At 43.7% G+C, this 13,550-nt stretch carries 7 protein-coding genes and 2 tRNA genes; 7 read left to right on the top strand and 2 right to left on the bottom strand.

What is annotated here, in order from left to right; translation table 11 throughout:
- Nucleotides 1–176: 176 nt before the first annotated feature.
- Nucleotides 177–1,712 carry a methyl-accepting chemotaxis protein gene (locus tag FX988_RS03255; RefSeq protein WP_160178320.1) on the top strand — a complete coding sequence of 512 codons (1,536 nt, stop codon included), beginning with the start codon at nt 177–179 and terminating at the stop codon, nt 1,710–1,712.
- Nucleotides 1,713–1,901: 189 nt separating this feature from the next.
- On the opposite strand, the gene FX988_RS03250 is transcribed toward FX988_RS03255, so the two are convergent.
- Nucleotides 1,902–4,205 (bottom strand): EAL domain-containing protein, encoded by a 2,304-nt coding sequence (locus FX988_RS03250; protein WP_160178319.1) that lies wholly within the window; start codon nt 4,203–4,205, stop codon nt 1,902–1,904.
- A 332-nt stretch (nt 4,206–4,537) separates the two neighbouring features.
- Here FX988_RS03250 and FX988_RS03245 point away from each other — a divergent pair.
- From FX988_RS03245 to FX988_RS03220, 6 genes are all read left to right on the top strand, one after another.
- Nucleotides 4,538–4,614, top strand: a tRNA-Met gene (locus tag FX988_RS03245).
- A gap of 694 nt (nt 4,615–5,308) precedes the next feature.
- Nucleotides 5,309–5,385: transfer RNA gene (locus tag FX988_RS03240), tRNA-Met, on the top strand.
- A gap of 849 nt (nt 5,386–6,234) precedes the next feature.
- Nucleotides 6,235–9,924, top strand: a complete 3,690-nt coding sequence (locus FX988_RS03235) for an ATP-binding protein (RefSeq protein WP_160178318.1) — start codon at nt 6,235–6,237, stop codon at nt 9,922–9,924.
- Nucleotides 9,921–10,544 carry a condensin complex protein MksE gene (locus tag FX988_RS03230; RefSeq protein ID WP_160178317.1) on the top strand — a complete coding sequence of 208 codons (624 nt, stop codon included), beginning with the start codon at nt 9,921–9,923 and terminating at the stop codon, nt 10,542–10,544. Before FX988_RS03235 ends, FX988_RS03230 begins: the two co-directional genes overlap by 4 nt.
- Nucleotides 10,541–11,815 carry a hypothetical protein gene (locus FX988_RS03225; RefSeq protein WP_160178316.1) on the top strand — a complete coding sequence of 425 codons (1,275 nt, stop codon included), beginning with the start codon at nt 10,541–10,543 and terminating at the stop codon, nt 11,813–11,815. Before FX988_RS03230 ends, FX988_RS03225 begins: the two co-directional genes overlap by 4 nt.
- 5 nt (nt 11,816–11,820) lie before the next feature.
- The gene (locus FX988_RS03220; RefSeq protein WP_160178315.1) at nt 11,821–12,720 is read left to right on the top strand and encodes a hypothetical protein; all 900 of its coding nucleotides are present in this window, start codon (nt 11,821–11,823) and stop codon (nt 12,718–12,720) included.
- 32 nt (nt 12,721–12,752) lie between these two features.
- On the opposite strand, the gene FX988_RS03215 is transcribed toward FX988_RS03220, so the two are convergent.
- The gene (locus FX988_RS03215; protein ID WP_160178314.1) at nt 12,753–13,523 is read right to left on the bottom strand and encodes an IclR family transcriptional regulator; all 771 of its coding nucleotides are present in this window, start codon (nt 13,521–13,523) and stop codon (nt 12,753–12,755) included.
- Nucleotides 13,524–13,550 lie beyond the last annotated feature (27 nt).

Raw genomic sequence — 13,550 nt, 5'->3', positions numbered from 1 at the left:
GAATTGGTATTAGACTTCAGGTGCGTTTTTTTAAAAAGCGGTCGATATATGGATATGCATCGCAAGGCTTGATGTTAAAGGTATTATGCCTTTCAATATTGGTAGTTTATTTTCGCGTTATTGCGGGCTAAAGCCATCATAGAAATACTGAAATACTGAAATACTAAGGAATGATAATGGACAATCCAAATGCAAACGGTAATGAGCGCGAGGTAATGGTTGAAGTTGGCGAAGAGCTTGTTTCTACCACTGATACCCAAGGGATTATTCAGTACGTCAATGACCATTTTTGTCGCGTATCTGGTTTTACCCGCGAAGAGTTAATCGGCCAGCATCATAATATAGTGCGCCATCCGGACATGCCCAAAGCTGCTTTTGCCGATATGTGGGGAAAATTAAAGTCCAACCAAGCATGGCGCGGTGCCGTTAAAAATCGGCGCAATGGTGGCGGATACTATTGGGTCGACGCATTCGTTACGCCTCTTTTTGAAAATGGGCAATTGGTCGGTTATCAATCCGTTCGTACTCAACTGATAGCTCCATACAAGACTAAAGCACAACAGCTGTACCCTAAATTGAATAAAGGGGGCAGTGCATTTGGCTGGTTTGATCAATATGTACACGCTAAAGATATACTGTTCGTTCTGTTTGCCTTGCTGTTCGCTGGATTGACATTTTTATCAGCGTACTTTGCATTGGCGTTAATTCCGCTACCTTACATAGTGTTTAAACAAGAGTTGTTCGATGTGCGTCAACATGCTAAACAGCAAAAACTACACTATGACAGTGTATCCCGCGCTATATTTTCCGGAGATGGCGTCAACGGCATCAATGGCTTTGCCTTGAAAATACAGGAAGGTAAGGTGAAAACCATATTGGGCAGAGTCATTGACAGCACAGCATCACTCGATCGTGGCGTATCGAGTTTACAGCAGGCCGTGGCTGAAACTAAAACTGGGGTCGAAGAAGAAACAACCGAACTAACGCAAGTTGCTGCGGCGGTAGAACAAATGGTGGCCTCGATTAATGAAGTGACACGCAATATTGGTAATACATCTGAAAAAGTTAGCGGGGCGCATAAAGATTGTCGTCAAGCGACTGACTCCATGTCCAGCACTATGGAGAAAGTGGGCGACCTCGCGACTGAGGTCGCAAAATCTGCTGGTTCAGCTGCGGCACTTGCTGACGAAGCCAACCGTATTAACGATGTAATGCAAGAAATTCAAGGGATTGCTGACCAAACAAACCTTCTAGCGCTAAACGCTGCTATTGAAGCGGCAAGAGCAGGGGAGCACGGTCGCGGGTTCTCTGTGGTTGCAGATGAAGTAAGAGCACTTTCTAGCCGTACTCACAGCGCTACCACACAGATACAATCGTCAGTGTCTGAAATTCAAAGCACGCTGCTAGCATGGTCGCAAACATTGGAGGAGGGAAAATCATCGGCGGAATCTTGTGTGGATGAAACCAAGCAAACCCAAGCTTTGATTAACAAAGTATATGATAGTGTGAGTGACATCGCAGATTCGGCAACGCAAATCGGAACGGCTTCAGATCAGCAAAGTGCTGTGTCAGAAAGTATCAGTCGTAACATTGCGAATATCAGCGATGCGTCAAAGCATAATTTAGAACAAGTAGAAAAAGTTGAACAGGAAGCGAAAGGGATTTCACAACGCTCTAAGACACTCGCGGCAATGGGTTTAACGTTTGGTTAATTATGCTGTTTGATGAGTATTACGAGATATGATGATTATTAGGCAAATGTATTTAAGGTTAAGGTCATTAAGCTGACTGCCGAATTGGCTGGGAAGTGGAATAACGAGTACTTAGCACGCTATTACTTCTTATCACCATTTGCTAAATAAGGTGACACCACGAATGCTCATTGCGAACAAATCAAGTGTTTATGGGGAGGTGCGCATTAAACTGGCAGTTTGAGGCGTTAGGGGTAGCTTGAGGTTTGGCATGAGACTCGTGTTCAGGAGCTTGGAGATAAGCTCTTTACCCATAGGCTTTGCAAAAGCAAAGCCCTGAAAACTAGCGCACCCCATTGCTAAAAGACAATCAACCTCGCGCAAATCTTCGACACCTTCGGCTAATACATCAATTTTAAATACCCGACACATGGCCACGATGGCTTCAACAACTTGCGCATTTTTGTTATCGCGTTGAATATTTTTAATGAATTGACGATCGATTTTGACACGTTGCACAGGGAAATTGGTTAATTTTGAAAGACCTGAATAGCCGACTCCAAAATCATCTAGGGTAATACAAAATCCAAAACTGGCTAGGTATCGCACCGTCGCGATGGCATCTGGAATATTATGTGTTTTAGCTGACTCAGTGAGTTCGAGTTCGAGTAACTGTGGTTTAATATCATGCTCGACCACGCAATTTATCAAGTACCGTTTGAAATCTGATTGGTCGAGATCAGGTCCTGAGATATTAATCGCTACTGGCAAGGGCTGTAGCCCTTGGTCCTGCCATTCTTTTAACTGAGCACAGACATGCTTGATTAACCAGTGAGTGAGCTTTAGTACTAAGCCGGATTGCTCAGCAATAGGAATAAATACCCCTGGCGATACGCGACCGATTACAGGCGAATTCCAGCGCAATAGTGCTTCCATACCGATAAGTGTGCCATCACCCCTGACCTTTGGTTGGTAGTCAACATACAGTTCTTCATTTGTCAGTGCTTCGTTTAGTAAAATGCCGATCTCTTGATGCTCGATAAATCGCTGATGACTTCCGGTTTCATAGTAGTTAATAAGCGCATCATTCACCGTAACAGCGTGTAACGCATTATTGATAAGCTGGCTCACGCTCACGTCAGCTTGATTCGTTGCAACCCCAGCCTTAAGATCAATATGTATAGTGTGCTCTTGAAACGCTATATTTCGTGGGATAGAGGCCACAATCTGGTCGATGGCATTTTTCGCTTTCTGGGAATCAATAATCGTTAACGCTACTCCTAGCGTGTACTTATCTAACACGGCGATAAAGCTACGCTGCCCAACATTGTGATTTAGTGTGTCGGCTATCTTTTTGAGAATTTTCGGGAGGTATAAAAAGCCGTATTTTTGTTCAATAAAGTGAGCATTATTAATCTTAATCGCACAAACCAACAATCTCCCACTTGTTTGGTCGTCATTTAGGGCTATTTTGTTTTCAAGCCATTGTCGATTTGGTAAACCGGCACTTTCGTCATACAGTTTCTGTCGTTGTCTTACCTGGGTTTGCACCGCGAGTGTTTTGTGCAGCAGCGCCTTGGCACTAACATCTTGAATTGTGATCATAGTATGTTGTTCATCATTAATTGATCTTAGGCTTAACTCAAACACTTTCATTTTTGCACCTATGGTGCGGTTCACAACCTGTTTGGAACTATCCATGGGCAATTCAGGAAACACACTTTCTATATCATGCCCTTCCCAATTTTTAGGCAAGCTAGATAGAAGTAATGTCTGGGCCGCATCGTTTACCTCTATAATTCTGCGCTTTTTATCCATAATAATTTTCGCTGTTTGCGCTTCTTCAAATAATGCTCGATAAAGTTGAGTTTGGTAGTGCAGTACATTGTTTCGCTCAATATTGAACTCATTGCCTCTTTTGGCAGCTATACTGGAGCGTGCGATCGCAAGGGGAATACACACATTGAAAAACACAAATAATATGACATGCAGATAATAGTTTGCGTGTTCTTGTACAGGAAGTGGCGAGATGTAATCAGCCAGGGTTAGTTGATTAATCAGTACATATAAAGGGCCTATATTGAGTAAAATACATAATACTCCTACTTTCCACCCTAACAGTATAAAGGCTACAAACGGTGTGGAGTACATGACTATAGGACCAAGCATAGACAGGACTTGATGTTGATGAGTGGCATTAAAACAGACCGCAGCAACAATAATTAAGCCAATTAAGCAATATGCGCTAAACGTATAGAAGCGTCGTGAAATTAGTAACAAACTGCTTAGGGCAATATAGAACACCAATGCCATAGGGATCACATAAGCCACTCGCTCTATCACGCTGCGCCATGCGCTTTGGATAACAAAAATCGCGCACAAAAGAATAATAGACACCAACATAATTCTTAGAGCGCTAATGCGCCATGCCTCAACGTTTGTTAGCGTCACATTGTCATCTCTCAGATAGAAATAATCGGAAAACTGTTGTTTGAGTTTGGCGAGTAATATCATCTTCTTCCTAAGTACATAAAAGTAGTATTGGGCTACAGCGTTAAGACAGGGCTATGTTACTGATGAAAAATGACATTTTGTAGCCTTTGGGTAAAAATATGTTTCAAAACACCCTGTTAAGATGTAACAAATCTCTATGACTACATCTAGCGGTATTATTTAGGGCGCTAATTAGCGCTAAGAATGGGCTGTTCAAATATTTCGTACTGATAAGAAACGAGGGTGTTACTTTGTTTGTAACCTGCTTTGTACGATAACTATGCAAACAGCGCGGAATTTATTATTAATGCTTGCAATGTATCGCCGACCTCTCTATATTGCGCCCCATCGGACGCGGGATGGAGCAGTCTGGTAGCTCGTCGGGCTCATAACCCGAAGGTCGTAGGTTCAAATCCTGCTCCCGCAACCAACCGATACTTCAAGTTTTATCCTCAAAAAACAAATTCGTCCTCGGGCTCGCTCTTAGTAGCCACGAAAGGTCGTAGGTTCAAATCCTGCTCCCGCAACCAACCGATACCTCAGTTATACTCACCAAAAGCAAAAGCAAATTCGCCCTCGGGCTCGCTCTTCATAGCCACGAAAGGTCGTAGGTTAAAATCCTGCTTCCGCAACCAACCGATACTTCAAGTTTTATCCTCAAAAAACAAATTCGCCCTCGGGCTCGCTCTTAGTAGCCACGAAAGGTCGTAGGTTCAAATCCTGCTTCCGCAACCAACCGATACTTCAAGTTTTATCCTCAAAAAACAAATTCGCCCTCGGGCTCGCTCTTCATAGCCACGAAAGGTCGTAGGTTTAAATCCTGCTCCCGCAACCAACCGATACTTCAGTTATACTCACCAAAATCAATTTCGCCCTCGGCTTGTACTGAGTTTGAGCATAAATTTGGGGTAATAAAAGGGTGTCATTCCAGACTGTTGATATTGACTGATGCAATCGCGAACAAACAAGTGCCTAGTTGTTACTCGTTACATCAAAAGCTCCGGTTAAATTGAAAAAAACGCTCAAAATAAACGCGAACTGCGGGATAAACCAGCAGTCGGTATTAATAAGCAAAACTTCTCTTGTATTGCGTTGAACGTCTCTATATATTGCACCTCATCGGACGCGGGATGGAGCAGTCTGGTAGCTCGTCGGGCTCATAACCCGAAGGTCGTAGGTTCAAATCCTGCTCCCGCAACCAACCGATACTTCAGTTATAATCATCAAAATCAAAAGCAAATTCGCCCTCGGGCTCGCTCTTAGTAGCCACGAAAGGTCGTAGGTTCAAATCCTGCTCCCGCAACCAACCGATACTTCAGATATACTCACCAAAAGCAAAAAACAAAAGCAGAAGCAACCTCGCCCTCGGGCTCGCTCTTCAGGATCACGAAAACCTGTTGAGCAAACAGGGGTGACCCTATATGTCTGAGTAAGGGAGGCAAATCAGAAAAATGAGTTTCTATGCATGTTCAATTTACGTTTGGGATAATCACATTGTTAAAATGGATGTCCATGTAAGGTCTTCCTGTAACTTTTACTCTATATTATTGAATTACCAGAGCGGAGTTGGGGAGATGTTGGTTAGGCCTTAGCCGAATCTAGCAAAAATATTTGGCTTTATACCAATTCCATTAAATAATTAACCACTCAGCGAAAATTTAAAAGGACTTAATCAAGGCGCTTAAATGATAGCCCTTTATTAAAAACTAACCTGTGCTCTTTCGAGTTTGAGCAACACAGAGTAAGTCCTTTTAAAGTTCGCCCGAAGGGAATTCCCCAGCGGGTTTTGCACTACGTTCTCGGTATTTGAAAGGGAACAACCATTACTACACACCGACGCCTTGTTCAAAACCCGCTGGATGAATTCTGAGAGGCCAATTATTTAATGGAATTGGTATTAGAGATGGCTTTAATGATGTAAAAAGCAGAAGGTTTGTTTAGCGCTGCATATTCGAGGTATTCAAGCGGCCTAAATCTAGGTAAAATTTAGGGTTACGAAGTTAACCAACGTGTTTGGTTTATGTTTTCTATCCCTGAGTAAAGGACGTCTATGCCTGGGTTACACCGCATCATTCTTATTAATTGTCACCTTCCTGGTTTTGTTGAACTTGACGTATCGGGTCACAGTAATATCTGTGGCACCAATGCATCGGGGAAAACTACATTGCAACGCTTGATCCCTGTTTTTTACGGAGAATTGCCGAGCAAAGTCGTGCCTAAAACCCGTAAAAAATTCGATGAGTTCTATTTGCCACACGCCAATAGCTACTTAATTTACGAATATCAACGGGAAGACGGTCAGGAATGTCAGGTGGTGCTGACCCGCAAAGGCAGTGATGGTGTGCAGTATCGTTTTATTGGCGCGCCTTATAAAAGCGAGCAAATCCTCGTTGAAATGGAAAACGGTGAAGCACAGGCGATGTTGCCGGAGCAATGGATAAAGCAACTCAGGCAATTACAGATTGATTTTTCCCATAAGATACAAGCCACCAGTGAGTTTCGCGGAATTATCCAAAACGATGCCAGTGTCGGCGGGGCAGGACGTGAAAACACCAAATTAAGACAGCTGGCAAGTCGCTATAGTTTAGTGTCTAGTTCCCATCGTATTCGCCACATGGAAAAGCTTGTTAGCGCGGTGCACGCCAAAGAGGGGAAAATGGATACGCTGCGTACTATGTTAGCGGCTATTTTTGAAGAAGACGGTTTGGTACAGCCTACTACCACAGTTAAAAACACCAAAGCTCGGGAATGGATAACCCAGATGCGCCAAACCATGCGCTTGCAAAGCATGCAGGGCGAATACGAAAAAATTCAAAGCCAAACAGAACAACTCAACGTGATCGAGCAGCAATTACTATTGCTAAAGCCGTTGCTCGAAAAAGACTTACATACACTAACCACCGAAAAAGCAGACGGACAAGAACAAAAAAATAACTACAAGAGCCAACAACGCTCAGAAAAAGAATTGTTTGAACAAGCTGAGGGGGAACTGAATAGTCGTATCAGTGAAACCAATGAGCAGCTTTCAGCGAAGTCGTCGCGTTTAGACCATTTACAGCAACAGTACGAAAAGTATCAAGACTCAGATATAGAGCAGTTGCAAAAAGACATGGATGCATTGCCGCTAACTCGTGAAGAATATGAGCAAACACTAGAACATTACAATTTGCTCATTGAGCAACACAAAGATCTGCAAAGTCAACTTGAACAACAAAAGTTCAAGTTGTCAGAGTCGTTAGAGCGTTTGTCGCGAAAGAACCAAGACAGCGTGAAAGTGATTCGCCAGCAAAAAGAAAATGTACGTCAAACTCATCATGACAAAGAGAGCGCGCTTAGAAACCAATTTGAACAACGTAAAGAACAACAATCAGCGTCGTTTGAAGAGCAGCTCATGGATATTGAACGTAGTATTGTGCGTCAAGAACACCAAGCAAAGCATGCCTCTGCCACAGACGAAGAAATGGAAAACGGTGCCTTAGCTGATAAGCGTTTAGAGTTGGCTCAGCGCGCATGGCAACAAAGCTCTAGTGCGAAGAAACAAGCTGAAGCTGCATACCAAGAATGTCAGCACAAACGCGAAGAGGCTGACAAGGCGCTGCATAGTGCGCGTCTAAATGCTCGTCAAGGTAAGGACCGCTTACAACAATTACACAAACAGCTTTCACCAGAACAAGATAGCCTACGTCAGTTTTTACGGGACAATAAGCCCGGGTGGGAACACACCATAGGTAAGTTGATTGTTGAGCCTTTATTGGAACGTAAGGATTTATCCCCTAAGTTGGCTGAAACCGGTGATGAACGGCTCTTACTGGGTGTACAGATCGATACGTCCGTTATTGATGCGCCGTCCTATGCTCAAGATGAAACTGCGTTAAGAGTGGCTATTGAGCAAGCGACCAAGCAGGTTTTGGCTGCTGAAAAAGAACAAAAGCAAGCAGAATCGGAATTGGATCAACGTCATCAAGAAGCGCAGTTGCAACGTGAAATGGTTGCTGAGCGTAATCGGGCTTTCGAACAAGCCGAGCAGGAAGTCAGCTACGCACAAAATGCCAAACAGCGTTACGCCGATGAACTTAAAGTGGCGTTAGATAAACGCCGTAAACAAGCCCAAGATGCGTTAAATGACTTGCTACAAGAAAAGCAACAAATTGTACAACAAAAGGCTGAGGCGATTGCTGTGCTCAAGTCCGATTTCGATGAACAATTGCTAGAATTCAAATCAGGCTGGCAAGATGAATTAGCCGTGCTTGATGAGCAAATTGAGGCGTTAGAAAAGCAAGTGGAGCAGAAGCGTCAGCAAAACCGTGAGCAAATTAAACAATTAGAAGATGCGTTCAATCAAGAGTTAGCAAACAAAGACATCGACCCGAATACACTTAAAGCGTTGAAGCAACAGACTGAGACACTGAAAATTCATATTCAAAACGTGACCAGTCGCCGTGAAGAGTTAAGCGAATACAAAGCGTTTATGCAATCAGATTGGTTAACACAGCGCCCCGTATTGCTTGAACAAGAGGGTGAACTTAAAGCTACAGCACAACAATTAGCGCAACAGCAAAGCAGTTTACAGCGTCAATACCAAAATAAGCGTACTGAGTTAAGCCAAGCGCTGAGTGCAATTGAAAAACGGTTAAGCGCCTGCGGTGCCCTGATCACAGAAATTGAACCCATGGTCAGACAACTGGCTAACATTACGTTTTCATTTAAAGCCAATGAAGACACAGACATCAACTTAGGTGATCAAGCTGAGCGAATAAGCCGCTGTACAGAAGCATTAGAAAGTCGCAGTCGCGGTGAGAAAAAGCTCAAAGACGCACTCACCGAGTTCGAAGCAAACTTAGGGAAAGATGCGGGTAAAGATTTTTTAGATACCATGCTTCAAGCCTTTAGCGTTTTAGATGAAGACGCCAATGTGCGAGAGCGCTTACCCATATTGCAACGTTTGTTGAGTATTTTGGCCTCACGTCAGCGCCAAATCGTTGAGCAAGGGGAAACCATAGGCGGGGACCTAAACAAATTCTTTACCGTGTTTAGCGATATTAATCGCAAGATCTCACTGCAAAGTAAGCGGTTAACGGATGAAGTATCCGATGATTTGACCCTAGACGGAATCGCCCGCTCTGAAGTGAAAATTATTTCCACTGTGGATGAGTTGAATTTCTGGACACCCCTTAAGCGTTTCGCTCAGCAGTATGACAATTGGAATAAATCTGACGCTTTTTTACCCAGCGAATCGTACCTGGATACGTTAGCGGATGTGGTTGAAGTATTGCCTAATGATGCGAACTACAGCATAGAATCGTTATTACGCTTGGAGTTGCACTTGAACGAAGGGGGATCAGATTTAGTGATCAAAAACGACCGGCAGCTACTAGAGTCATCAAGTCACGGTATGGCATATCTTATTTTATGTAAGTTCTTATTGGCCTTCACCCGCTTACTGCGTAATCAGGCGAATATTGATATTCACTGGCCTATTGATGAAATTGGCACCTTAGCGTATCACAATGTTGAAAAGCTCTTTGCGGCCTGTGATACCAACCATATTCACATATTAGGGGCGTTTCCTAACCCTGAGTCAGACGTATTAATGTTATTCAAGCATCGATATTTAATTGATAAACAAAAGCAACGGCTTGAAAAAATTGAACCTAAACTCAGTCGCATCGCTGAGCGTTTGCAGCAAACTAGTCAAGCTGGCAACAGTGCGAATAATCAACAGACACAGGTGAGCGCATGATTGAAAATGGTCCATTACTCGAACGTTTGCTAGAAGGTGAGTTTATTTGTGCAGTCACAGATGAGCATAGCTTTCATAAACTACAAAATGAGCAGTTGGTAGAAGATCTCAATCACTTTTTGCGCCCCTTGAACCGTCGTGTGGCGAAAAGTGAAGACGGTGCTGTGTATTTTTTAGCGTATTGCGATTTAAATCAGCAAGCAAGGCAACAGCTCAGTCAACAGTTTAACGCTACCGTACAGTCGCTACTGCCCATGTTGGAGTGGATGCAGCTTGTTCAAGAAGCCATGGGACGCGACGGCGCATTGAGTGCTGGCGACACCATTAAGTTGCAAGACTTCGAATCAAAAGTGGTGGATAACCAATCACTAATTCAACGATTGGGGCAACTTTCAAGTGACAAGTTGTTTAAATCCACCAGTGATAAGTCTGATATGCAAATAAAACAAGTCTTTAAGCGTATTAAAGAATTGGGCTATTTATACCAGCCACATAAAGACCGTTTGTTCTACATAGTGACAGGAAAGGTCGAACAGCTAATTGAGCTGGTACGTTTTATTAAAGACGAAGAAAATGTGCCCATTGACGAGCACACACCGGAACAAGAGGCCATGTTTTGAGCACTCCAAATGATGGTAAAAGCAGTGCCCAAAGTAACCCGTTATTCCAACTAGGTAAAGAGCGCTTAGAGCTGATCGGTAAACACGCTGATGCCCTTATGCAGGGCTATTTACAGGGGCATGTTGATGAAACCAGCTTTAGCCAACAAGCTCTAGAAAAATTAATTAATGGGCGAATTTTGTGGCGCCCAGACGAGCAGCAACCTCTGAGTTTGCGCCCTAATGTAAACGAACTGATTGCCGGTTTAACTCAAGATGAGCGTAAACGGCAAATTAACTCAGATGTGGGGGAGCATTTAGATTTAATTCATACTCGGGTGCAATCATTGCAAACCGCCAGACAAAAAGGGGATTATGCCGCCAGCGAGCACCATATGCAGTTACTTACTGAGCGGGTGCACGATATGACTGGTCAATTCGGCGATGCCATTGAAAGCCTATGGCACCGCCTGAATACTGAATTTGGTTTTGTGAGTAGCTTGGATGATAAAATTCTTGAGATTGAGTTAGCCCAGCGCCAGTTAAGGCGCATACTTGATGGTTTCAAAATTATCAATTTTGATGAATTGATCCAGCTGGCGGGCAGTGATGGAGCGTTGCGTAAGCTGTTGGTAAGCCAATTACAAGCACGTATTTCAGAGCATTCAGGCTCATTGTTAGAGGTACAAAAACGCCTTGTGTTATTGATGGCGCGCTTTCGTCATCAGCAAGAGCGTGCCTTGTTGGTTAACCGCATGAGTGCATTTTTACGTCAACACCCGAATTTTAAAGTCGGTGATTACCCACATCGCTCCAACGTACCTGGAGTGATCAACCAAGCTCACGGGATCAGTGCCCAGGGGTTTGTGGCCTTAGATAGGCCGCAAGATAGCTATGTGCTCGCTGAACTTGCCCGAGCGATTCCGAGGGATTTGGTTCCTGAGTCGCAGTCAGAAAAACAAACCCAAGGTTTTGCCACAGCAGTGCAAGATTTAGTGGCAACAGAACAAAAGCAATTGGCCAAGGACGTAGAAGATTTCTTTTTACACGTCATTGAGCATACCGATCCGGTCAGTGGGGTTGATTACCTCGCTGAGAAAGCGCTGTCATGGGAAGCTGAAATGTGGTTGTTCCAAATTGTCGCTGAGTTCGAAGGTTTACCGCAGCACAATAAACAAAGCTTTATGCTAGAAAAAGATAGCGCGCGAAAAAGCCCGTTTAACCATTTGCATATCATTCAAGATGTTAAGTTGGGGATGCGCTTCTTTGGCGGTTTTCAGGCGGTAGGCTAGGGCGCATGCCTGATGTTTTAATGACCAAAGCAAAGTCACTGCTCAAAGAGCAGTATTTTGCTTTACTCCTTGATGAACAAGCTTACACCAGTAAGATAGCCACCGTATCGCACATACTTAGGTGGTGCGAACAGGAATATATTCAACCAGGGCAGTGGCTGACGCATAAAAAGCGCTACCGTTTTACCCGTACAGGCATAGATGCTATTCGCGATACGTATTTAATGAGTATGGGGGAGGATATTTTTGCTGATTTCAGCCAAGACACACATCAAAGTGCAGCAGCAAAAAGTACCGATGAAAAGCAGGGGGTCATCAAACCCACTCAATCACTGGTGCTTATTGCACTGACAGACACAACCCCAGAACAACGCCGTACTGAAACGTTACGCGGTTTTCGGCAGCAGTTTTACGCTAGTTCTCAAGTCAACGTAGAACTGGATATTACCCGCTTAAACTTGCAAGATTTCGATAATTTACTGGTGATAGAAAATCGCGACAGTTTTAATGATTGGCATGTATTTGAAAAGACAATGCAGCAATCGCTTAAAAAGTTATTGGTCATCTATCGCGGTGATAGCGTCTATAGTTCAGGGGCGAGTGCTTTGTTAACACGATGGCAGCAAACACGTCCAGGCAATCCATGTATATACTTCGGTGATTTCGATTTGGCAGGTTTGCGAATTGCGTGCTCTGGCGGCTATTCACAATTGTTATTGCCCAGCGAAAACTGGCTGATTACCAATCTCATCAAACAACACTACCCTGATGAACAGCGTAAATTTGAAGCTAATTTATTAACAAGCTGTCCAAAGCCTTGGGAGCCGTTGTTATCTCTTATGTGTGAGCAACAAGCAGGCTTACGCCAACAATGGATGTATCAACAAACATTGGTCCTTTACTAACACGCAACTTGCTTCTGTCAATCACATTGAGATTAACAACCTAATTGTTCAGTAATGATCTGAGCGGTCTCTTTTAATTGCTTATTTAAACAGTCTTGTTCTACTTGCTTGCCTAATTGGGTTTGCAGCGAAGAAACCGCTAGGGCGGCAATTACTTTTCCTTCGGGTTGTCCAACAAGGGTTGCTACGTCTGTTACGCCATCGATTAAACTATTAGGCTGTACACATAGGCCGCTTTTTCTAATGTTTAAAAGTTCTTTGCTAAGGTGTACTTGCTGTTTGTCATTCAAACTCGAAAAACCAGCGTCGTGCTCCAGCAGCATAGCTTGCACAGCTGAGTTGCTATTGGCTAATAACACCTTACCAGAAGTAGAGGTGCGGGTAGAAAACAACGATCCCTCAGTAATATGCAGAAAAACGGGGCTGTGACTACGTGCTTGAATAATGACCATGGTTTGGCTCTGATACAACATGCACAAGTAGCAAGACTGGCCGATTTTGACGGCAAGATCTTCCATGTAAGGCAAAGCACATTGCCGCATTTGTTCAATAGGTGAGATACTGCGTGACAAGTTATATAACTTGAATGAAATGCGATAGCGCCCTGAGGTCTCATCACGTAGTAGGTAGCCTCTAGCTTCTAAACCCACCAACACCCGGAATATTTCATTTGGGCTGCGTCCTAGCCCTTGGGCTATTTCACTTTGTGAGCGCGGTAACTCTTGACTTGCTAAATACTCAAGGATGTCTAACCCTTTATCAAGGGCTGGGACCGCGTATTTGCTCGTTGGCTTGTCACTCAATGAACATCACTCCATAGTTTCTTCATT

The organism is Paraglaciecola mesophila, from assembly GCF_009906955.1.
Classification (GTDB): domain Bacteria; phylum Pseudomonadota; class Gammaproteobacteria; order Enterobacterales; family Alteromonadaceae; genus Paraglaciecola; species Paraglaciecola mesophila_A.
The sequence above is the reverse complement of the archived record's forward strand: the minus strand, read 5'-3'. Positions and strand labels throughout refer to the sequence as shown.